Genomic DNA, 20387 nt, shown 5'->3' with positions numbered 1-20387 from the left:
TCCACCGGCGATGTGTCAGTAGATGCGCGGCTCGCCTTCGGGCCGGGTCTTGAAGCGGCGATGGACCCAGTAGTACTGCTCGGGCATGGTGCGCACCACGCCTTCGAGCCAGCTGTTCATGCGCCGGGTATCGGCCTCGACGTCGTCCGAGGGATAGTCCGCCCAGGGTTCGCCCAGTTCCAGCACGTAGCCGGCGCCGCCGGGCAGCATGCGCACCACGCTCGGCATCACGGCCGCGCCCGCCAGCCGCGCCAGCCGCGGCAGGCCGGTGATGGTGGCTGCCGGGACGCCGAAGAAAGGCACGAAGATCGACTCCTTGCGGCCGTAGTCGAGATCCGGCAGGTAGTACAGCGGCCGGCCGGATTTCATCGCCTTCACGGTGGCGCGCACACCATCGGTGCGGGCGAGCAGCAACTGGTCGTTGAAGCGGCTGCGGCCGTGATGCAGCCAGTGGTCGAAGACCTTGTTCTTCTGCGGCGCATAGACGCTGACGAAGTCGCCTTCCATCGACAGCCGCGTGCCCGCCATGTCGAGGCCGACGAAATGCGGCGTCAGCAGGATCACCGGCTTGCCGGCGTCCTTCAGCGCCTGCAGGCGCTCCAGCCCGTCGATACGGACCAGCCGGCGCAGGCGCTCGGGGCTGGCCCACCACGCCAGGCCGCGTTCGAGCACGCTGCGGCCATTGACGGCGAAGTGGCGCCGCGCCAACGCGCGGCGTTCGCCGTCGGACAGCTCGGGTAAGCACAGCCGCAGGTTGGTCAGCACCACCTTGCGCCGCGGCGCCACCACCACGTAGAGCAGCAGGCCGAAGGCTTCGCCGATGCGCGACAGCAGCGACAGCGGCAGCCAGTGCAGCAGCCAGAACAGGCCGATGGCGAGCCGGCTCATGCTTCCTCCTCGCCGGCTTCCCGCTTACCGCCGTCCCCTTCGCCGCTCCGTGGCTGCTTGTAGCGGTTGTAGCCCCACAGATACTGCTGCGGGCATTGCAGGATGATGCGCTCGACTTCACGGTTGATGATCGCCGCGTCCGTATCCGGGTCGCCGGTCAGCGCCTCGGTTGGTGCCTGCAGGCGGAACAGGTAGCCTTGACCACGCGGCAGGCGCTCGGCCCAGGTATAGATCACGCGCACCCCCTTCACCGCCGCCAGCCGCGCCGCCAGCGTCATTGTCCACGCCGGCTTGCCGAAGAAAGGCGCCCACACCCCTTCGCCTTCGCCCGGCACCTGGTCGGGCAGCATGCCCACCGCCTCGTGGCTGCGCAGCGTCTTCACCAGCTTGCGCACGCCCGACAGGTCGGCCGGCGCGGTGCGCATCTGGCCGCGTGCCCTGCCCGCCTCCATCAACGGCTGCAAGGCGGACTTGCGCGGCGGACGATAGAGCACGGTGATCGGAATCTTCGCCGCGATGCACTGCGCGGTGATCTCGAAGCAGCCCAGGTGCGGCGTGATGAACAGGATGCCGGCGCCGTCCGCGCGTGCCTGCTCGACCAGTTCCCAGCCCTCGGTGCGCACCGCGCTGGCGACGACTTCCTCGGCCGGGCGCAGCCAGATCCACGGCAGCTCCATCGCCTGACGGCCGGCTTCGGCGACGGCGGCGCGCAGCACCGTCTCGTCCTCGCGGCCGAGCGCATTGAACAGGTTGGCACGCAGGCGCCGCGCATAGGATGGCGAGGTGCGATAGACCAGCCAGCCAGCCCAGCCGCCCAGGCGGTGCAGCCAGGACAGCGGCAGGCGTGACAGAAGACGAAACGAAAGATCGACCAGCACGTCGGAATCGGATCCGGAAACAGGGAAGAAGGAGCAGGCGCGAAGGCTTCGCGCCCAGGCGTGTGCATACGGTCACACCGCACGCAGGGCCGAATGCTTACATACCCGGCGATCCCGGTCTATAATCGCGGCTCACCGCCGAGTTAAATCGACAACTTGCAGGGCGGGCGCAGCGACCGGGCAAAGAGGCCCGAAACAGGTCGACCTTGCGGAAATACTGCTAAAGCGTCGGCTGCCCGACAAAATCCCCGGAGCTGGCCGCAGACGCAAGTCATTGGCTGATCGGGGATTTTTTTGTTTCTGGAGCAGTACGACATGGCTGAATTTCTGTTTACTTCCGAGTCCGTTTCCGAAGGCCATCCGGACAAGGTCGCTGACCAGGTGTCCGACGGCGTGCTCGACGCCATCCTGGCCGAAGATCCCAAGGCGCGCGTCGCCTGCGAAACCCTGGTGTCGACCGGCCTGGTCGTGATCTCGGGCGAAATCACCACTGCCGCCCACCCCAACTACCGCGAGATCGCGCAGGACGTCATCCGCCGCATCGGCTACGACAACTCCGACATCGGCTTCGACTACAAGAGCTGCGCGGTGCTGGCGGCGATCAACCGCCAGTCGCTCGACATTGCCCAGGGCGTGGATAATGCCAACGACGACCCGCTCGACCAGGGCGCCGGCGACCAGGGCATCATGTTCGGCTACGCCACCACCGAAACCCCCAGCCTGATGCCGCTGCCGATCTACTACGCGCACCGTGTCATGCAGCGCCAAGCCGAGGTGCGCAAGGACGGCCGCCTGCCCTGGCTGCGGCCGGACGCCAAGAGCCAGATCACGGTGAAGTACGTCGACGGCAAGCCGGCAGCGATCGACACCGTGGTGGTGTCGACCCAGCACGACCCCGACGTCAGCCAGTCGCAGATCCACGAGGCGGTGGTCGAGCTCATCATCAAGCCGGTGCTGCCCAAGGAGTTGCTCCAGGGCAACGTACGCTACCTGGTCAACCCCACCGGCCGCTTCGTCGTCGGCGGCCCGCACGGCGACTGCGGCCTGACCGGACGCAAGATCATCGTCGACACCTACGGCGGCGCGGCCCGCCACGGCGGCGGCGCGTTCTCGGGCAAGGATCCCTCCAAGGTCGACCGCTCGGGCGCCTATGCCGGCCGCTACGTGGCGAAGAACATCGTCGCCGCCGGCCTGGCCGAGCGCTGCGAAGTGCAGGTCGCCTACGCCATCGGCGTCGCCCGCCCGGTGTCGCTGATGGTCAACACCTTCGGCACCGGCAGGATCGCCGACGAGAAGATCGTCGAACTGGTCGGCAGGCACTTCGACCTGCGGCCGAAAGCGATCATCCAGACCCTCGACCTGCTGCGCCCGATCTACTCCCGCACCGCCGCCTACGGCCACTTCGGCCGCGACGAGCCGGAATTCGGCTGGGAGCAGACCGACAAGGCCGCCGCGCTGAGGGCCGACGCCGGGTTGTAAGTTTCGCGGCGTCGAACAGGGCGCCCCCGCCGGAGACGGTCGGGGGCGTTTTCTTGTCCGTCGTGGGACGAGGTGCGGCGGCCCGGTGACAGAACATGGGCAGTACGTCACGACCGCCCCCTCTCCGCCATCCGCCCCGGGGCCGGCAGCGCCCTATACTCCTCTGGCATCAGACATCCGCTCGCGTCCCACGCCATGGCCCTTCTCCGCTGCAACAAATGCACCCTGCTGGCCGAGCAGGCAGACACGCTGGCAGGGCAGACCCTCGCCTGCCCGAAATGCGGCGCCCCTGCGAAGATCTACCCCACGCTGTATTTCGTCGAGCAGTTGCTCGCCCGCTACTTCGACGCTCAACACGAACTCGCGCGCCTGAAAGCTTCCGTGCCCGACGTGGCCGCCGCGGCTCCGGCATCCACGCCGGCCAGCGACATCGATCTCTCCAACACCACCGCCCTCGCCAGCGATCAGCAACACCAGCCGATCTACGACTGGTTCCAGAAGCGGCAGATCAAGGCCGAAGCCGAACCGGACAACGTGGATACCAGCGGCTTCTACGACGAGGTGGCCGAAGCCATCGGCGCGAACCTGCCGGTACTCAAGGACGTGCTCGAACGCATGCGCTGGTCGCAGAACAAGGGCTACGCCAGCGCGTCGATCAGCCTGACCGACCAATCCGCGGAAGACGCCCGCACGATCACCGACTTCTGCCGGCAGCTCTACGACTTCTCCTTCATCGCCAAATGCCTGCACAACAAGCAGGAAAATAACATCCGCCTGGTGCTCCAGACCGCGCCGATGATCCGCGCTTTTTTCAGCGGCCGCTGGCTTGAATGGCACGCACTGATGGTCTGCCTGCGCCACGCGAAGGAACGGCGCTGGCGCGTGTCCTGCGCCCGCAGCTTGCGGCTGATGCCCGGCAATGGCGACGCGTGCGAAGTCGACGTTTTCATGCTGCGTGACGGCCCCACGCCCGTTCCCGTCTGCATCGAATGCAAGACCGGCGAATTCCGTCAGGACATCGACCGTTATCTGGCGCTGAAGAAGCGCCTCGGCCTGGGTCGACACCAGTTCGTGATGTGCATCGCCGGCCTTCCCGAAGAAAATGCCAGGGCGTTCACCTCGATGTACGAACTGAGCTTCGTCAACGAGCGAACGCTGGTGGATCACCTCGCAAGCCTTGCCTGAGTCTCCCCGCGCAATATCCGGTACATGACGCCTGTCGATCCTTATGGTGCGACACGCAGAATGCTGAAATCGGGAGCCTTGCCTTTTTCAAGAGTCTTGAAAAGATTCCATAGGCGAATTTTCAATAAAAATCAATGACATGTAATATTTTCCTGCCAGTCATCAGAAGATTTTTCCATACGAATCAGGCCAGCCGCTGCATCAGCAGCCCCGACAACCGAACTGCACTGCACACTCGCACGTCAAGCACCGTATAATGCCGCCCTTGTTCCGAGGAGCGCTGCGAGGCGCCGGGCCGTCCAGCCCAGGCCCCCAGGCTCGGAAAGCCGCGGCTCGCTGCCGCGGCGGTTTGAACGGCGCTCGCCCGAAACACCTTCGTGTGTCGTCCGAAGGCGTTTCTTCCCTCAACCCTGCCGGGTTCGGGATGCCGGGTGAGCCGCACGCCATGCCCCTTCCCTCCCGGCCATAGCACGGAGCATCACATGAACGCTGTGGCTGATTTCAAGGATTTCGTCGTCGCCGACCTGTCGCTTGCCGACTGGGGCCGCAAGGAAATCCGCATCGCCGAAACCGAAATGCCCGGCCTGATGGCGATCCGCGAGGACTACGCCGCCAGCCAGCCGCTGAAGGGCGCGCGCATCACCGGCTCGCTGCACATGACGATCCAGACCGCGGTGCTGATCGAGACGCTGACCGCGCTCGGTGCCGAAGTGCGCTGGGCCTCGTGCAACATCTTCTCGACCCAGGACCATGCCGCCGCCGCCATCGCCGCCTCGGGCGTGCCGGTGTTCGCGGTCAAGGGCGAATCGCTCGAGGACTACTGGAACTACACCCACCGCATCTTCGAATGGGGGAGTGAGGGAAATGAGGGCGTCTACTCCAACATGATCCTCGACGACGGCGGCGACGCCACGCTGCTGCTGCACCTGGGCGCGCGCGCCGAGCAGGACCTGTCGGTGCTCGACAAGCCGGACAGCGAAGAAGCCGAAGTGCTGTTCGCCAGCATCAAGGAAAAGCTGAAGACCGACCCGAGCTGGTATTCCACCCGCCTGGCGCAGATCAAGGGCGTCACCGAGGAAACCACCACCGGTGTGCACCGCCTGTACCAAATGCACGCCCGCGGCGAACTGAAGTTCCCGGCGATCAACGTCAATGATTCGGTCACCAAGTCCAAGTTCGACAACCTGTACGGCTGCCGCGAATCGCTGGTCGACGGCATCAAGCGCGCCACCGACGTGATGATCGCCGGCAAGATCGGCGTGGTGCTGGGCTACGGCGACGTCGGCAAGGGCTGCGCCCAGTCGCTGCGCGGCCTCGGCGCCACCGTGTGGGTCACCGAGATCGACCCGATCTGCGCGCTGCAGGCTGCGATGGAAGGCTTCCGCGTCGTCACCATGGAAGAAGCCGCCGTGCTCGGCGACATCTTCGTCACCACCACCGGCAACGTCGGCGTGATCACCCACGATCACATGAAGGCGATGAAGAACAACGCCATCGTCTGCAACATCGGCCACTTCGACTCCGAGATCGAAGTCGCCAGCCTGCGCCAGTACCAGTGGGAGAACATCAAGCCGCAGGTCGACCACATCATCTTCCCCGACGGCAAGCGCATCATCCTGCTGGCCGAAGGCCGCCTGGTGAACCTGGGCTGCGCCACCGGCCACCCCAGCTTCGTCATGAGCAATTCCTTCGCCAACCAGACGCTGGCGCAGATCGAGCTGTTCGCCAAGACCGCCGAGTACCCCGTCGGCGTCTATGTGCTGCCCAAGCAGCTCGACGAAATGGTCGCCCGCCTGCACCTGAAGAAGATCGGCGCCCGGCTGACCGTGCTGAGCCAGGCCCAGGCCGACTACATCGGCGTGCCGGTGGCAGGGCCGTACAAGCCCGAGCACTACCGCTACTGAGCCGGAGCTGCCCCGCGGCAATGCCCGCGGGGCAGCTTGCTGCCAGCATCCTCGCCGGCCATAATGGAACCATATTGGAACCACCGGAGACAGCCTCATGCCCGTAACCTTGACGATCAAGCAAGTGCCCGACGAACTGGCCGCACGCTTGCGGGCTCTGGCTGCGCGTAATCACCGCTCCATCCAGGGCGAATTGATGCACACGCTGGAAACCTTGTTGGCAGCGGAGGGTGGCCAGATCAGCACGCAGCAACCTGAAGCGGGGACGAATCTGCGGGCAAAGCCGACACTTGCTAAAGCACCGGATGATCTGCTGGCCAAGCTCGATCGAATCGTTGCCGGCACGCATTGGGGCGATGCTCCGCTGCTGAGCCGCGAGCAGGCCAACGATCGCGGCCTGACGCGTGAAATCGACCACCTCGTGCAAGAGCGGCAAGCCGACTACCGCCGATGAAGCCGAGCCACTTCCTGGACACCAACATCCTGATCTACGCGACTTCGCTTGCCGCCGACCATGCCGGCAGGCGAGCGCTGGCGCGGGAATGGGTGGCAAGCGCCGATTGGGGTCTGTCCACCCAGGTGCTGATGGAGTTCTACGCCAACGCCCGGCAGCCCCGCCACGGCCTGCCAACCGATGCACCACGTCGGCTGGTCGAGCAGTTTGCCGCTCATCGGCCGGTGCAGCCGATGGACAAGGAACTGGTGCAGGAAGCGCTGGCCTTGCGCGAACGCTGGCAGCTCAGCCACTGGGATGCTGCCATCCTGTGCGCAGCCCGTCGTCTGGGTGCACACACGGTCGTCAGTGAAGACCTGAAGCACGGTCAGAACTACGACGGCGTGCTTGTGTTCAACCCTTTTCTTGGGTGAGCCGAAGCCTTGTCGATGAACTCCTTCCATGCCCGTCAGGGACGGCCGCGCCAGGCAGCGGAAGCCAAGGCGCCGGTCGAGCGCCACGGCATGCTGCGTGCCGACCAGTTGCTGGTGGCGCAGGGGCTTGCGCCTTCGCGCACCGCCGCGCGGGCACTGATCGAGGCCGGCCGCGTCAGCCATGAAGGCCAGCCGCTGGCCAAGCCGGCGCAGGTGCTGCCGCCCGACGCCCAATTGACGGTGGCAGCGGACGACAGCGACCGCTTCGTCTCGCGCGGCGCGCTGAAGCTCGGCGGCGCGCTGGCGCGCAGCGGACTCGACGTGCATGGCGCGGTCTGCCTCGACCTCGGCCAGTCGACCGGCGGCTTCAGCGACTGCCTGCTGCAGGCCGGTGCAGCGAAGGTGGTCGGCGTCGAAGTAGGCCACGGCCAGCTTCACCCGCGCCTGGCGGCCGAGCCGCGCTGCGTCACGCTCGAAGGCATCAACGCCCGCCATCTGGACGCCGCCGCGCTGGGCGAGCATTTCCCGCCGCAGGGTTTCGACCTGCTGGTATGCGACGCCAGTTTCATTTCGCTGACGCTGCTGCTGCCGCAATGGCCCGCGCTGCTGTCCCCGGGCGGCCATGTGCTGGCGCTGGTGAAGCCGCAGTTCGAAGTCGGCCCGCAAGGCCTCGGCAAGGGCGGCATCGTGCGCGACACCGCGCTGTATGCCGAGGTCGAGGCCAGGCTGCGCACCGCTGCGCACGAGGCAGGCCTGATCGTGCTCGACTGGTTCGATTCGCCGATCACCGGCGGCGACGGCAACCGCGAATTCTTCTTCCACGCCATCCGTGCATCCGGTGGCAAAACCGATTCCGACACAGCATGAACCACACTGAAATCTCGATCGAGTTCTTCCCGCCCACCACCGCCGAAGGCGCGGAAAAACTGCGCACCACGCGCGACCGGCTGGCAGCGCTGAAGCCGGCCTTCTTCTCCGTCACCTACGGCGCCGGCGGCTCCACCCGCGAACGCACGTTTGCCACCGTGAAGGAAATCGCCGCCGCCGGTTTCGAGGCCGCGCCGCACCTGTCCTGCGTCGGCTCGACCCGCGACAGCATCCGCGAGATACTGCAGGAATATGCCGAGGCCGGCATCCGCCGCATCGTCGCGCTGCGCGGCGACCTGCCCTCGGGCGTGGGCGATGCCGGCGAGTTCCGCTACGCCAACGAACTGGTGGAATTCATCCGCGCCGAGACGGGCGATCGGTTCTCGATCGAAGTGGCGGCCTACCCCGAATGGCATCCGCAGGCGCGCAGCCCGAAGGACGACCTGCTCGCCTTCAAGCGCAAGGCCGAAGCCGGCGCCAATTCGGCGATCACGCAGTACTTCTACAACTTCGACGCCTACCTGCACTTCGTCGACGAGGTCCGCAAGATGGGGCTCGACCTCCCCATCGTGCCCGGCATCATGCCGATCGGCAGCTTCAGCAAGCTGGCACGCTTCTCCGATGCCTGCGGCGCCGAGATTCCGCGCTGGATGCGCCGCAAGTTCGAGGCCTTCGGCGACGACAGCGACTCGATCCGCGCCTTCGGCCTCGACGTGGTCACCGAGCTGTGCAGCAAGCTGATCGCCGCCGGCGCGCCCGGCCTGCACTTCTACAGCATGAACCAGGCGGCCCTGACCACCGAGATCTGCAAGCGGCTGGATCTGGCCTGAGGCCGGGGCGCCCAGCCGCAATAAGCTTTCCGGAGCGGCTTTACGCTCAGAGCGGCAACACGGCCGTTTTCGCGGCTAAAGCCGCTACGAAAGCTTGGCCGGCATGACAGTATCTTCAGCCAATCGGACTCATCAGCGCTTGCCGCCGAGCAGCGAGCCGAGCAGGCCGCGCACGATCTGGCGGCCGAGGTTGCTGCCGACGGTGCGGGTCACCGTCTTGGCGGCGATCTGCACCAGGCCGTCGCGCTTGCCGCCGCGCGGGCCGGTGGAGCCGAACAGGATGTCGTTGAGCATGTTGCCATTGTCGTCGCTGCCGGCAGCGCCCGGTTTCGCCGGTGCCGCCGCGGTCTTGCTGTCGGCCTGGGCACGCAGGATTTCGTAGGCCGATTCGCGGTCGACCGCCTTCTCATAGTGGCCGTAGATGACCGAGCCGGTGATCGCCGCCCGGCGTTCGGCTTCGCTCAGCGGCCCGAGGCGCGAATCCGGTGCGATGACGAAGCAGCGCTCGGTGATCTGCGGCCGGCCCTTTTCGTCGAGGAAGGACACCAGCGCTTCGCCCACGCCCAGCTCGGTGATCGCCGCCGCGGCGTCGAAAGCCGGGTTCGGCCGCATGGTGTCGGCGGCGGTCTTCACCGCCTTCTGGTCGCGCGGGGTGAAGGCGCGCAGCGCATGCTGGACGCGGTTGCCGAGCTGGCCGAGCACGGTCTCGGGCACGTCGAGCGGGTTCTGGGTGACGAAGTAGACGCCGACGCCCTTGGAGCGGATCAGGCGCACGACCTGCTCGATCTTCTCGATCAGCGCCTTGGGCGCATCGTTGAACAGCAGGTGGGCTTCGTCGAAGAAGAACACCATCTTCGGCTTGTCGGGGTCGCCCACTTCCGGCAGTTGCTCGAACAGTTCGGACAGCATCCACAGCAGGAAGGTGGAGTACAGCTTGGGCGAGTTGTACAGGCGGTCGGCGGCGAGCACGTTGATGACGCCGCGGCCGTCGGCATCGGCCTGCATCAGGTCGGCGATGTCGAGCATCGGCTCGCCGAAGAACAGGTCGCCGCCCTGCTGCTCCAGCGCCAGCAGGTTGCGCTGGATGGCGCCGATCGACGCGGTGGAGATGTTGCCGTACTCGGTGGTGAAGCTCTTCGCGTTCTCGCCGACGTACTGCACCATCGCGCGCAGGTCCTTGAGGTCGAGCAGCAGCAGGCCGTTGTCGTCGGCGACCTTGAACACCAGCGTCAGCACGCCAGTCTGGGTGTCGTTGAGATTCAGCAGGCGCGAGATCAGCAGCGGCCCCATGTCGGAGATGGTGGCGCGCACCGGATGGCCCTGCTCGCCGAACACGTCCCAGAACACCACGGTGTTGGCGCGCGGCGTGTATTCGTCGATGCCGATCGCGGCCAGGCGCTGCATCAGCTTGTCGGATTTGGTCCCCGCCGCGCCGATGCCCGACAGGTCGCCCTTGACGTCGGCCATGAACACCGGCACGCCGATGGAAGCGAAGGATTCGGCCAGCTTCTGCAGCGTCACCGTCTTGCCGGTGCCGGTCGCGCCGGTGATCAGACCGTGGCGGTTGGCCAGGCGCGGCAGCAGATGGATTTCCTTGTCGGCGGTCTTGGCAATCAGCAGCGCTTCGGTCATCGCATCACTCCGGAGTGGTCATGTGGTCGGCGGGGCTCCCGCATCGCGCCCGAGTTTATCAGGCCGCCAGCGGCACCGGCGACGGCCGATGGCAGGCCGAAACAGCACAGCGACGAGCGCAGGCGATGCGCGGCGTGCGGCCGGGCGCCAGCGGGTTGTATACTGCGCAACTTTCAACCGCTTACGGCAGTATCGAGGGTCTTATGGCTGGTCATTCGAAGTGGGCCAATATTCAGCACCGCAAGGGGCGCCAGGACGAGAAGCGCGGCGCCGCGTTCTCCAAGCTGGCGAAGGAGATCACCGTCGCCGCCAAGATGGGCGGAGGCGACCCCAGCTTCAACCCGCGCCTGCGCCTGGCGGTGGACAAGGCCAAGGGCATCAACATGCCCAAGGACAAGATCGACAACGCGATCAAGAAAGGCACCGGTGAACTCGAGGGCGTCAGCTACGAGGAAACCCGCTACGAAGGCTACGGCATCGGCGGCTCGGCGGTGATGGTCGACTGCCTGACCGACAACAAGACCCGCACCGTCGCCGACGTGCGCCACGCCTTCTCCAAGTACGGCGGCAACATGGGCACCGACGGCTGCGTCGCCTTCCAGTTCAAACACTGCGGCCAGTTGCTGTTCGCCCCGGGCACCGACGAGGACACGCTGATGGAAGCGGCGCTCGACGCCGGCGCCGAGGACGTTCTCACCAACGACGATGGCTCGATCGAAGTCATCACCGGCCCGTGGGAGTTCACCACGGTGAAGGAAGCGCTGGAACAGGCCGGTTTCACCGCCGAATTCGGCGAAGTGACGATGAAGCCGGAGAACGTCATCGAGCTGTCCGGCGACGAGGCCGTGCGCATGCAGAAGCTGCTCGACGCACTGGAGTCCCTCGACGACGTCCAGGAGGTCTATACCTCGGCGGAGATCGGCGAGTAAGCTGGCGGCCTTCGACCCTCACACACCCGACAGCGGCGCCCGGCGCCGCTTTCTTTTTCCGCTGCCCCAGTTCCCCCTCCGACCATGCCGTCCACCGCCTTTTCTTCGCCCTGGGTTCAGCGCCTGACGCCGCTGCTGTTCGTGCTGCTGTGGAGTACCGGTTTCATCGGCGCCAAGTTCGGCCTGCCTTATGCCGAGCCGCTGACCTTCCTGGCTGCCCGCTACGTACTGGTGATCGCGCTGATGACGGCGCTGGCGCTGCTCATGCGCGCGCCCTGGCCCTCCAGTCCGGCCGAAGCTTTCCACATCGGCGTCACCGGCCTGCTGGTGCATGCGCTGTACCTGGGCGGCGTGTTCATGTCGATCGACCGCGGCCTGCCGGCCGGCGTGTCGGCACTGGTGGTCGGCATGCAGCCCTTGCTGACCGCGGCCTGCGCCGGCCTGCTGCTGGGCGAACGCGTGTCGCCGCGCCAGTGGGCAGGACTGGCGCTGGGCTTTGCCGGCGTCGGCCTGGTGGTCGGCAGCAAGGCGACGGTGGACGGCGTCGCACCCGGCGCCCTGCTGCACATGCTGATACCGGCGCTGGCAGCGCTGGTCGGCATCACCGCCGGCACGCTGTACCAGAAGCGCTTCTGCCCGCGCTTCGACCTGCGTACCGGCTCGGTAGTGCAGTTCGTGCCGACGCTGGCGGTCACCGCGCTGATCGCCAGCCAGACCGAAACGATGGCCATCGACTGGAGCGGCGAATTCATCTTCGCCCTGCTGTGGCTGGTGCTGGTGCTGTCGCTCGGCGCGATCAGCCTGCTCAACCTGCTGATCCGCAGCGGCAGCGCGGTCAACGTCGCCAGCCTGTTCTATCTCACGCCGCCGACCACCGCGCTGATCGCCTGGGCGATGTTCGGCGAGACGCTGAGCGCCATCGCGCTCGCCGGCATGGCCGTGGCGGTGGCTGGCGTCTGGCTGGCGCGCAAGGGCTAGAATGCGGTTTCCCCCCAAAGCGGAGAACAGATCATGCTGATGACCACCACGTCCACGCTCGAAAACCGCCCGGTGCGCCAGTATCTGGGTGTCGTCAATGGCGAAGCCATCATCGGCGCGAACATCTTCAAGGACATGTTCGCGTCGATCCGCAACGTCGTCGGCGGCCGTGCCGGCGCCTACGAGCGCACGCTGTCCGACGCCCGCCGCATCGCGATGAACGAGATGGAGTCGGAGGCGAAGAAACTCGGCGCCAACGCGGTCATCGGCATCGACGTCGATTACGAAGTGCTGGGCGCGGACAACGGCATGCTGATGGTGTGCGTCAGCGGCACCGCCGTGCAGATTTGAGCAAAGCCGCCGCCTCGCGCAGCGTCGCAACCCGCATCCTCGGGCTGGACCCGGGGCTGCGCATCACCGGCTTCGGCCTGGTGGACCAGCTCGGCAGCCAGCTGCGCTACGTCGCCAGCGGCTGCATCAAGACCAAAGACGGCGAACTGCCCGGCCGCCTCAAGACCCTGCTCGACGGCGTGCGCGAGGTCATCGCCACCTACCAGCCGGACGTCGTCGCGGTCGAGAAGGTCTTCGTCAACGTCAACCCGCAGTCCACGCTGCTGCTGGGCCAGGCGCGCGGCGCGGTGATCTGCGGCGCGGTGTCCTGCGAACTGCCGGTGGCCGAATACACCGCGCTGCAGGTCAAGCAGTCGGTGGTCGGCTACGGCAAGGCGGCCAAGGAGCAGGTGCAGCACATGGTGCAGCGCTTGCTGGCGCTCGATGCCTGCCCCAGCCCCGACGCCGCCGACGCGCTCGCCTGCGCCATCTGCCATGCCCACGGCGGACAGGGGCTCGGCGGCCTGGCAGGCGTCGGTACGCGGCGGCGCGCGGGCCGCATCCTCGCCTGAGCAAAAAATATCCGCGCGGATGTTGCACCGGGCGGGAAGCCTCTCTATAATTCGCGGCTCTTGATCGACGGAAACGCCGATCCGCCGCAAGGCACCGGGGGTATAGCTCAGTTGGTAGAGCAGTTGACTCTTAATCAATTGGTCCAAGGTTCGAGTCCTTGTGCCCCCACCAGACAACATGAAAGGCCGATTCGAAAGGGTCGGCCTTTTCAATCCCGGCTCTGAACGAGCCGGGGGCAGGCGGGAACTGCCCATGTGGCTCAGTGGTAGAGCACTCCCTTGGTAAGGGAGAGGTCGGCAGTTCGATCCTGCCCATGGGCACCAGGCAACTGCCTGGCAAGCCAGAGGTTTTACGCGGGAATAGCTCAGTTGGTAGAGCGCAACCTTGCCAAGGTTGAGGTCGCGAGTTCGAGACTCGTTTCCCGCTCCAGTACGGCGCAGCCGCAGGGTTGCAGAAAAAGGAGCTTCGGCTCCTTTTTTCGTTTCCGGACACTTCCGAGCCGGATCATCTCCTCGCACGAAGCACACACCGGCTGCAAGGCTTCAATTTTCCGTGAAAATATTTGGTATCTAATCAATAATATTTCCATGGAAATCGCTGTCCCAGAAGGGGAACGCCATGAAGCAAGGCATCGTGACGAAAGCCGATCCCGGTGAAGTGCTGGCAAAAGCGACGGCCAGAGCGGGCCAGTTGCTCGGGCTTTCAGGCGCGGCGCTCGCGCGTACCATCGGCGTCAGCGAACCGACCGTCTCACGCATCCTGAAGGGCGACAAGCGCATCGACCCCGAATCGAAAGAGGGTGAGTTGGCACTGCTTCTGGTACGCGTATACCGGTCGCTGGATGCGCTGGTGGGCACCGACGACCGGAAGCGCCTCGCCTGGATGAACAGCCCCAATGATGCGCTCGGCGGAGAGCCCCGCAAGCTGGTCCAGAAGGCCGAAGGGCTGGTCGCCGCGCTGAACTACCTCGACGGCATGCGGGCACCCTCGTGACGGCCTGGGATTCGCAGTGGTTCGACGGCTCGATAGCCGTGCGCAGCATGCATGCGTGGCGCGGTGTCGAAGCGCAGCACGTGGTGTCGACGATGCGCCTGGTGGATACGCCGGAAGAACAGGGCCTGCTGGAGTCGCTGCTGGAAGGCAGCAAGCCGGCGCTGCCGCATACGGCCCGTCCCAAGCATTACCTGCTGATCACCCCGTTCCGCTACAACCCCGCCCACGCGAGCCGCTTCCGCCCGCCGAGATCGAAAGGCCAGTGGTACGGCGCCGAAAGCATCTACGGCGCCTGCGCCGAGGTCGCATACTGGCGCCACCGCTTCATCATCGACAGCACGGGCCTGCAGGACGAAGTGCTGCTCACCGAGCACAGTTTCTTCCGGGCCAGGATCGAGGGCACGTCCATCGACCTGATGTCCGAACCCTGGGTAGGGGCGCGCGCCGCATGGACGCATGGCAGCGACTACAGCGCCACCCACGCCGTGGCCGCCGCGGCCCGGGAGCGCGAGGTCCAATGGCTGGGCTACGAGTCGGCACGGGCACCGACAGAGCGCTGCGCCGTGGTATTCGACCCGGATTGCCTGTTCGAACCCGGCGCATCGCTCGACCGAACGATCCAGCGCTGGGCCTGCAAGGCCTCCCGAAAGTCGGTGATGCTCGCCGGGAATGGCCAAAGCTTCGTCTGGAACTTCTGATGCCGGCCAACGAGGACTGGAACCGGGTGCAGCTCATGCTGATGCAGGGGCTGCTGGGCGCGATTTCTCCCAAGCTCAGGAGGATCGTGCTGTGCCACCAGCACGGCGAATGGGTGATCGAAGCAAGGCTGCGCGAGTATCGCGCCGAGGACGTGGAAGAAATTCGTGACGCGGCCGACGAGACCTCCATCTACATGGAGGACTTGCACGGCATCCTGACGCCGGCTGCCCAGGTTCGCATCGGCTGCAGCGTCGCGGTCGATGCCGGCTTCCTGCCCGCCGTTCAGGATGAAACCAGACGGACGGTTTTTCTCGCAAAGCAGTGATCGGGCACCAGCGCCAGGGGGCTTCCACGCCTCCCTGGGCTGCCTCGAAATACCACTCTGGTGCGGCAGTGCACCATAAAGCAGCGCAAGTTCAGCCGGCCGCGGATGGCTCGGGCAGCTCCCGGGCAACCATGCCACGCGCCAGCAAGCCATAGATCACTCCGCCGAGCAGCGCGCCCAGCAGCCAGGCATAGCCGGACAGATCAGCGAGGAAATCGATCCAGACGGTGGCCACCGAGAAGACCGCGGCAGCACCAAAGGCGATCAGCGCCTTCTGGTTCCAGCCCCTGCGGTAGGCGTAGGCGCCGGCCGGGTCGGTGCTGTAGAGGTCGGCCAGCACGATGCGCTGGCGGCGCACCAGGTAATAATCGACCACCATGATGCCGTACAGCGGGGCCAGCGTCGCACCCAGGGTATTGACGAAGCCGGCGATGCCCACCGTGCTGATGAAGCCCACCCAGAAACCGCCGATCACCAGCGCCAGCAGCGAAGTGATCCAGCCGGCACGGTAGGAGTTGATCAGGCTCGGCGCCAGGTTGGCGATGCCGTTGATGGCCGGGATGAAGTTCGCCACGAGGTTGATGCTGACGGTGGCGCAGAAGAAGGTGATGGCCGCAATCACGCTGAACAGGGCGCTGTCCGCACGTGCAACGATTTCGGTCGGGTTGATGATCCTCTCGCCATAGACCACGGCAGCACCGGCGGTGATCAGCAGCGCCAGGCCCGAGAACAGCATCATGTTGAAAGGCAGCCCGGCCAGGTTGCCCAGCACCATCGCGCGCCTGCTCCTGGTGTAGCGCGAGAAGTCGCTGAAATTGATCATCACCGCCGCGAAGTAGGCCACCATGGTGCCGACGATGGCGATGAAGCCCTTGATTTCCGTGGAGAAGCTCGGATTCTCGGGGGCGAAGATGGTCTGTGCCGCGCTCAGCAGCTGGCCGTCGGACTTCTGCCACAGCACCACCAGCAAGGCGATCATGATCAGGTAGACGAACGGGCCCGCCACATTCAGGAAGAGATTGATCCAGCGCAGGCCGCGCGAGAAGAACCAGATCTGCAAGGCCCAGACGGTGACGAAGGAGAACCAGCCGATTGCGGTGAGGCCGAACCAGGCGGCACCGCCGGAGCCTGCGCCCGTCAGCGTCATGATCAGCAGCTCCAGCGCCGTGGACGCGAAATAGGTCTGCACGCCGTACCAGAACACGGCAACGGTGGCACGCAGCACCGACGGCAGGCGCGAACCGCCCACGCCCAGGCTCACCCGCGCCAGCACCGGATACGGAATGCCGTGATCGACTCCGGGCCTGCCGGAAATATTGACCAGCACCATGACCAGCAGGCTGGCCGTGATCAGCGCGGCAAAGGCCGTCCAGCCGGTGACGCCGTAAGCGATGAACAGCGAGGCCACCAGCGAATAGCCGAACAGGCTCTGAATGTCGTTGGCCCAGATGTTGAAGATGTCGAACCAGCCCCAGGTCTGCTTCTCCTTGGGAACGGGCGCGAGCGAGTCATTGTGCAAGCCGGTATCGTCGGCAATGTCGTGCATTTGGCGTGCTCCTTGCTGGTGCATCCCGGGAAGAGATGGCTACCGTACCGGTCAGATGCAATAACCGCGCCAGCCGCACACACCTCAGGAACTGGCACCAGCCGACTCACTGAAGTGAAGCATCAATACTCGTTCCTGCCAAGAAACTTCCTGTCGACCACCTGCCAGACCCCTTGCCGCATTTCCAGCGTGTAGCGATACCGCTTGCTGGGGAAGTTGTTGGCATCGCTTTCGGCGTGCTCGGAGGAGATGACGACGAACTGCCTGTCGCCCGTCTTCTTCAGCTCCCTGATGAACCTCGGGTTGACCTCGCTGGCGAACTGCTCGCCGAAAACATGGTTGGTCCGGACCATGAACGGCCTCGAATCCGAATGGCGCCCGACTTCGCTGACGAACCACGAGGACGTGCCCGCGCCGCGATTGCAGCCCATGTCGCCGCCCCACAGGATGTAGTAGGTGGCGCTGCCGATTTCCTCGTCGCGCTCCATGGCGTGGACGTTCCTGAGCAGTTCCCTGGCGGACTTGTGGCCGATGAAAGTGGTGTCGCAGGCCACGGTCTCTGAATGCTCGATCAGCACCCCCAGGGCTTCAAGCCGTTCTTCCGCCTCGGTGCCGGCATGGGACAAGCCGGAAGCGACGAGCAGCAAGGCGGGCAGAAGGATGTGCGTCACGATGGATCTCCGTGGAACGGGGCGCGCAAGAGAGTACCGCCCCCGGTGGCCTCGCGCCAGCACGAGCCATGCCGCCTGCCGATGCGCCTGCTCGCCATCGGCCCATCCGGCATGCGCACTCATGCCCGGCACGGCCATTTCGGTACGATGGAGGCTCGGATCGACCTTGGCATTTCCGGCTGCTGCGGCTTCCTCGTCGGAAGCGCCGAATTGCCGTCGCTTGCCGACACCGGCTTCCCGCCGGATCGCTAAACTTGCTGGCATGCCTTTCCTCAATACATCAGGTTCCATGCAGAAGCCCATCCTCATCGCCGTCACCGGCGAACCCCATGCCGAAATCCGTCACGCCCGGGATTCGGCAGGCGATTTCGGCGACTGGATCGCCGCCGGACTGGGACCATCTACCCCGCACCGCTGCCTGGACGCGCGCACCAGCCCGACCCTGCCGAATCCGGCGGGCATCGCCGGCGTGGTCGTCACCGGCTCGCATGCGATGGTGAGCGAGCGGGCCGCCTGGAGCGAACGGCTGGGTCGATGGCTGAAGGCCTGCGTGGATGCGGAAGTGCCCGTGCTCGGCATCTGCTACGGCCACCAGTTGCTGGCCCATGCACTGGGCGGGCGGGTGGACGACCATCCAGCGGGGCTGGAAATCGGCACCCACACCATCGAGTTGACGCCTGCCGCCCGGCAAGACCCCTTGTTCGCGGCCTTGCCCGAAGGCTTCCCTGCCCAGCTGGTGCATCGGCAATCGGCGCTGGAACTGCCACCCGGCGCCGTCCGGCTGGCGCACAACACGCACGAGCCGCATCAGGCGTTCCGCATCGGCAAATGCGCCTGGGGCGTACAATTCCACCCCGAATTCTCCGCCGCTGCGATGCAGGGCTATCTCGACCGGCTCATCCCGGCAGCCGGCGCCACCGCCCATCCGACGCCCGAAGCAGCCAGCCTGCTGGCGCGATTCGCCGCACTGGCGCTCGCCGGCCCGCAAGACAGCCGCATGTGAGCACAGGCGGTCCATCACGGCACGACAAAAAAACAATGACCAACGAACACACGGCCACCATGAACTCCACCCCCGACCTGCTGCCCGAGAAAACCCAGCGCGGCAACATCTGGCGGCTTGCCATCGCGCAGGCACTGGCCGGCGCAAACGCGGTGGTGATCTTCGCCACCGGCGCCATCGTCGGCAACGCGCTGGCGCCGTCGCCGATGCTGGCGACCCTGCCCGTATCCATCTTCGTCGTGGGCATGGCGGCCTGCATCCTGCCGCTGGGGTCGCTGGCGCGGCGCCGGGGGCGGCTGGCGGCCTTCCTGGTCGGCACCGCGGCCGGCGTGCTGGGCGGACTGCTGGCGCTGCTGGCGGTCGTCATCGAATCGTTCTGGCTGTTCTGCCTCGCCACCTTCTTCGCCGGCAGCTATGCCGCCGTGGTACAGAGCTTCCGCTTCGCTGCCGCCGACGGCGTGGCGCCGCAGCGGCGGGCACGGGCGCTGTCGCTGGTGATGGCCGGCGGCGTGGCGGCGGGCGTGGTCGGGCCGCAGCTCGTGACCTGGACGATGGACCTGTGGCAGCCGCACCTGTTCGCCGCCACCTATCTGGTGCAGGCCGCGGTCGCCGCGATCTCGGCCTTCATCCTGCTCGGCGTACGCCTGCCGATGCCGACAGCAGACGAAATGGCCGGCGGAGGTCGTCCGCTCGCCGTGATCGCGCGCCAGCCGCGCTTCGTCGCCGCGGCGATCTGCGGCGCGGTGTCCTACATGCTGATGAACTTCCTGATGACGGCCGCGCCGCTGGCGATGCACATGCACGGGCATTCCCAGACATCGGCCAACCTCGGCCTGCAGTGGCACGTCATCGCCATGTATGCGCCCAGCTTCTTCACCGGCAGCCTGATCGGCCGCTTCGGCGCCGGGCGCGTGGCGACGGCGGGCCTGCTGCTCATCGGCCTGTCCGCTGCCGCCGGACTGGTGGGCGCGGAGGTGGTGCATTTCTGGTGGTCGCTGATCCTGCTGGGCCTGGGCTGGAACTTCGGCTTCCTCGGCGCTTCCGCGCTGGTGCTGGAGTGCCACCGGCCGGAAGAGAAGACGCGGGTGCAGTCGTTCAACGACTTCATCGTGTTCGGCCTGATGGCGCTGGGTTCGTTCTCGTCGGGCGGCCTGCTGTCGGCCTATGGCTGGAACACGGTGCTGTGGGTGTCCTTCGTGCCGCTCGCGCTCGCAGTGGCGGCGCTCGCGCTGGCGATGAAACGGCAGGTGCCCGATGCCGGCGCCGCCGGCACCGGCTGATGCCGCATCACGAAGCCCGCAGCCACGCCACCGTGGCGATGCCCGCCAGCGTCATCGCCACCGAACCGGCGACGTGAATGGCGACCGCCCCCATCGCCCCTGCATACAGGCCGCGCTGCAACAGGTGGACGATCTCGGCCGAGAAGGTCGAGAAGGTGGACAGCCCGCCGCAGAAACCGGTGATGATCAGCAGCCGCCATTCCGGCGACAGGCTGGGCATCTGGGCGAAAAAGGCCACGGCGAGACCGACCAGGTAGCCGGCGATCAGATTGGCCGCCAGCGTGCCGGGCGGCATCGCGGGGAACAGGCTGTTCAGCTTGAGGCCCAGGCCCCAGCGCAGCAGGCCGCCGAGCACCGAGCCGACGGCAATGGCGATGATGGGTTTCCACATGCTGCATCGTCCTTTTCATTCGATCGTCATCAGGACAGGCAGCACACACCTACGCGGCCCGTCCGGCCAGTCGTAGGCATCATCAGCCGCGCGCTGCGGCGGTTAAGGGAGGAATGCCATCTCCGCCCGCCAGTATAGC

At 66.1% G+C, this 20387-nt stretch carries 23 protein-coding genes, 3 tRNA genes and 2 riboswitches; of the genes, 20 read left to right on the top strand and 6 right to left on the bottom strand.

The genetic code is table 11. The features are described from left to right. Positions 1 to 15: 15 nt before the first annotated feature. Together NX068_RS12115 and NX068_RS12110 are read right to left on the bottom strand one after the other, a co-directional pair. Entirely contained in the window at positions 16 to 888 is an 873-nt protein-coding gene (locus NX068_RS12115; RefSeq protein WP_263461517.1) for a lysophospholipid acyltransferase family protein, read from the bottom strand. Next, positions 885 to 1766, bottom strand: a complete 882-nt coding sequence (locus NX068_RS12110) for a lysophospholipid acyltransferase family protein (protein ID WP_263461516.1) — start codon at positions 1764 to 1766, stop codon at positions 885 to 887. Before NX068_RS12110 ends, NX068_RS12115 begins: the two co-directional genes overlap by 4 nt. A gap of 315 nt (positions 1767 to 2081) precedes the next feature. On the opposite strand from NX068_RS12110, the gene metK reads away from it, so the two are divergent. From metK to metF, 7 genes are all read left to right on the top strand, one after another. Next, entirely contained in the window at positions 2082 to 3245 is a 1164-nt protein-coding gene (metK, locus tag NX068_RS12105; protein WP_263461515.1) for a methionine adenosyltransferase, read from the top strand. 195 nt (positions 3246 to 3440) lie between these two features. After that, positions 3441 to 4430: a hypothetical protein gene (locus NX068_RS12100; RefSeq protein WP_263461514.1), complete on the top strand. Its 990-nt coding sequence runs from the start codon at positions 3441 to 3443 to the stop codon at positions 4428 to 4430. Positions 4431 to 4696: 266 nt separating this feature from the next. Continuing rightward, a riboswitch (S-adenosyl-L-homocysteine riboswitch) is annotated at positions 4697 to 4799 on the top strand. Positions 4800 to 4912: 113 nt separating this feature from the next. Further along, a complete protein-coding gene (gene ahcY / locus NX068_RS12095; RefSeq protein WP_263461513.1) occupies positions 4913 to 6334 on the top strand; it encodes an adenosylhomocysteinase in 1422 nt (473 codons plus the stop codon). A gap of 97 nt (positions 6335 to 6431) precedes the next feature. Next, a complete protein-coding gene (locus tag NX068_RS12090) occupies positions 6432 to 6788 on the top strand; it encodes a FitA-like ribbon-helix-helix domain-containing protein (RefSeq protein ID WP_263461512.1) in 357 nt (118 codons plus the stop codon). Further along, positions 6785 to 7201, top strand: coding sequence for a PIN domain-containing protein (locus tag NX068_RS12085; protein WP_263461511.1), 417 nt, complete (start codon positions 6785 to 6787; stop codon positions 7199 to 7201). Before NX068_RS12090 ends, NX068_RS12085 begins: the two co-directional genes overlap by 4 nt. Before the next feature lie 9 nt (positions 7202 to 7210). Next, positions 7211 to 8068, top strand: a complete 858-nt coding sequence (locus NX068_RS12080; RefSeq protein WP_263461510.1) for a TlyA family RNA methyltransferase — start codon at positions 7211 to 7213, stop codon at positions 8066 to 8068. After that, the gene (metF, locus tag NX068_RS12075) at positions 8065 to 8898 is read left to right on the top strand and encodes a methylenetetrahydrofolate reductase [NAD(P)H] (RefSeq protein WP_263461509.1); all 834 of its coding nucleotides are present in this window, start codon (positions 8065 to 8067) and stop codon (positions 8896 to 8898) included. Before NX068_RS12080 ends, metF begins: the two co-directional genes overlap by 4 nt. Positions 8899 to 9030: 132 nt before the next feature. Here the strand turns inward: metF and NX068_RS12070 are convergent, their stop codons facing one another. Further along, positions 9031 to 10530 (bottom strand): helicase HerA-like C-terminal domain-containing protein, encoded by a 1500-nt coding sequence (locus NX068_RS12070; RefSeq protein WP_263461508.1) that lies wholly within the window; start codon positions 10528 to 10530, stop codon positions 9031 to 9033. 203 nt (positions 10531 to 10733) lie between these two features. Between NX068_RS12070 and NX068_RS12065 the strand changes: the two genes are divergently transcribed. The 10 genes from NX068_RS12065 (at position 10734) to NX068_RS12020 (ending at position 15357) form a co-directional block, all read left to right on the top strand. Beyond that, positions 10734 to 11459, top strand: coding sequence for a YebC/PmpR family DNA-binding transcriptional regulator (locus NX068_RS12065; RefSeq protein ID WP_263461507.1), 726 nt, complete (start codon positions 10734 to 10736; stop codon positions 11457 to 11459). An 84-nt stretch (positions 11460 to 11543) separates the two neighbouring features. Further along, positions 11544 to 12437 carry a DMT family transporter gene (locus tag NX068_RS12060; protein ID WP_263461506.1) on the top strand — a complete coding sequence of 298 codons (894 nt, stop codon included), beginning with the start codon at positions 11544 to 11546 and terminating at the stop codon, positions 12435 to 12437. A 33-nt stretch (positions 12438 to 12470) separates the two neighbouring features. Continuing rightward, positions 12471 to 12788 (top strand): heavy metal-binding domain-containing protein, encoded by a 318-nt coding sequence (locus NX068_RS12055; protein WP_263461505.1) that lies wholly within the window; start codon positions 12471 to 12473, stop codon positions 12786 to 12788. Then, positions 12785 to 13339: a crossover junction endodeoxyribonuclease RuvC gene (gene ruvC, locus NX068_RS12050; protein WP_263461504.1), complete on the top strand. Its 555-nt coding sequence runs from the start codon at positions 12785 to 12787 to the stop codon at positions 13337 to 13339. Before NX068_RS12055 ends, ruvC begins: the two co-directional genes overlap by 4 nt. 96 nt (positions 13340 to 13435) lie before the next feature. Then, positions 13436 to 13511: transfer RNA gene (locus NX068_RS12045), tRNA-Lys, on the top strand. Positions 13512 to 13588: 77 nt separating this feature from the next. Next, positions 13589 to 13663 (top strand) — tRNA-Thr (locus NX068_RS12040). Between the two features lie 30 nt (positions 13664 to 13693). Beyond that, a tRNA-Gly gene (locus NX068_RS12035) sits at positions 13694 to 13769 on the top strand. 189 nt (positions 13770 to 13958) lie between these two features. Beyond that, the gene (locus NX068_RS12030; RefSeq protein WP_263461503.1) at positions 13959 to 14333 is read left to right on the top strand and encodes an antitoxin Xre-like helix-turn-helix domain-containing protein; all 375 of its coding nucleotides are present in this window, start codon (positions 13959 to 13961) and stop codon (positions 14331 to 14333) included. Beyond that, positions 14330 to 15031: an RES family NAD+ phosphorylase gene (locus NX068_RS12025; protein ID WP_263461502.1), complete on the top strand. Its 702-nt coding sequence runs from the start codon at positions 14330 to 14332 to the stop codon at positions 15029 to 15031. The genes NX068_RS12030 and NX068_RS12025 overlap by 4 nt, the downstream gene beginning before the upstream one ends. Then, positions 15031 to 15357: a MafI2 family immunity protein gene (locus NX068_RS12020; RefSeq protein WP_263461501.1), complete on the top strand. Its 327-nt coding sequence runs from the start codon at positions 15031 to 15033 to the stop codon at positions 15355 to 15357. The genes NX068_RS12025 and NX068_RS12020 overlap by 1 nt, the downstream gene beginning before the upstream one ends. 91 nt (positions 15358 to 15448) lie before the next feature. Here NX068_RS12020 and NX068_RS12015 read toward each other — a convergent pair whose 3' ends face one another. Both NX068_RS12015 and NX068_RS12010 read right to left on the bottom strand, forming a co-directional pair. After that, positions 15449 to 16903, bottom strand: a complete 1455-nt coding sequence (locus NX068_RS12015; protein ID WP_263461500.1) for an NCS1 family nucleobase:cation symporter-1 — start codon at positions 16901 to 16903, stop codon at positions 15449 to 15451. 122 nt (positions 16904 to 17025) lie between these two features. Then, positions 17026 to 17574 (bottom strand): hypothetical protein, encoded by a 549-nt coding sequence (locus tag NX068_RS12010; protein WP_263461499.1) that lies wholly within the window; start codon positions 17572 to 17574, stop codon positions 17026 to 17028. An 81-nt stretch (positions 17575 to 17655) separates the two neighbouring features. On the opposite strand from NX068_RS12010, the gene NX068_RS12005 reads away from it, so the two are divergent. Genes NX068_RS12005 through NX068_RS11995 form a run of 3 tightly spaced genes read left to right on the top strand, consistent with a single transcriptional unit; the run spans position 17656 to position 19857 of the window. Beyond that, a complete protein-coding gene (locus tag NX068_RS12005; protein ID WP_263461498.1) occupies positions 17656 to 17826 on the top strand; it encodes a hypothetical protein in 171 nt (56 codons plus the stop codon). Positions 17827 to 17863: 37 nt separating this feature from the next. Continuing rightward, a complete protein-coding gene (locus tag NX068_RS12000; protein WP_263461497.1) occupies positions 17864 to 18577 on the top strand; it encodes a glutamine amidotransferase in 714 nt (237 codons plus the stop codon). A 35-nt stretch (positions 18578 to 18612) separates the two neighbouring features. Beyond that, positions 18613 to 19857 carry an MFS transporter gene (locus NX068_RS11995; protein WP_263461496.1) on the top strand — a complete coding sequence of 415 codons (1245 nt, stop codon included), beginning with the start codon at positions 18613 to 18615 and terminating at the stop codon, positions 19855 to 19857. Between the two features lie 7 nt (positions 19858 to 19864). Here the strand turns inward: NX068_RS11995 and crcB are convergent, their stop codons facing one another. Then, positions 19865 to 20248 carry a fluoride efflux transporter CrcB gene (gene crcB / locus NX068_RS11990; RefSeq protein WP_263461495.1) on the bottom strand — a complete coding sequence of 128 codons (384 nt, stop codon included), beginning with the start codon at positions 20246 to 20248 and terminating at the stop codon, positions 19865 to 19867. 66 nt (positions 20249 to 20314) lie between these two features. Continuing rightward, a riboswitch (Fluoride riboswitch) is annotated at positions 20315 to 20381 on the bottom strand. Positions 20382 to 20387: the final 6 nt, after the last annotated feature.

The organism is Thauera carbonicopians, from assembly GCF_025699485.1.
Taxonomy (GTDB): domain Bacteria; phylum Pseudomonadota; class Gammaproteobacteria; order Burkholderiales; family Rhodocyclaceae; genus Thauera.
The sequence above is the reverse complement of the archived record's forward strand: the minus strand, read 5'-3'. Positions and strand labels throughout refer to the sequence as shown.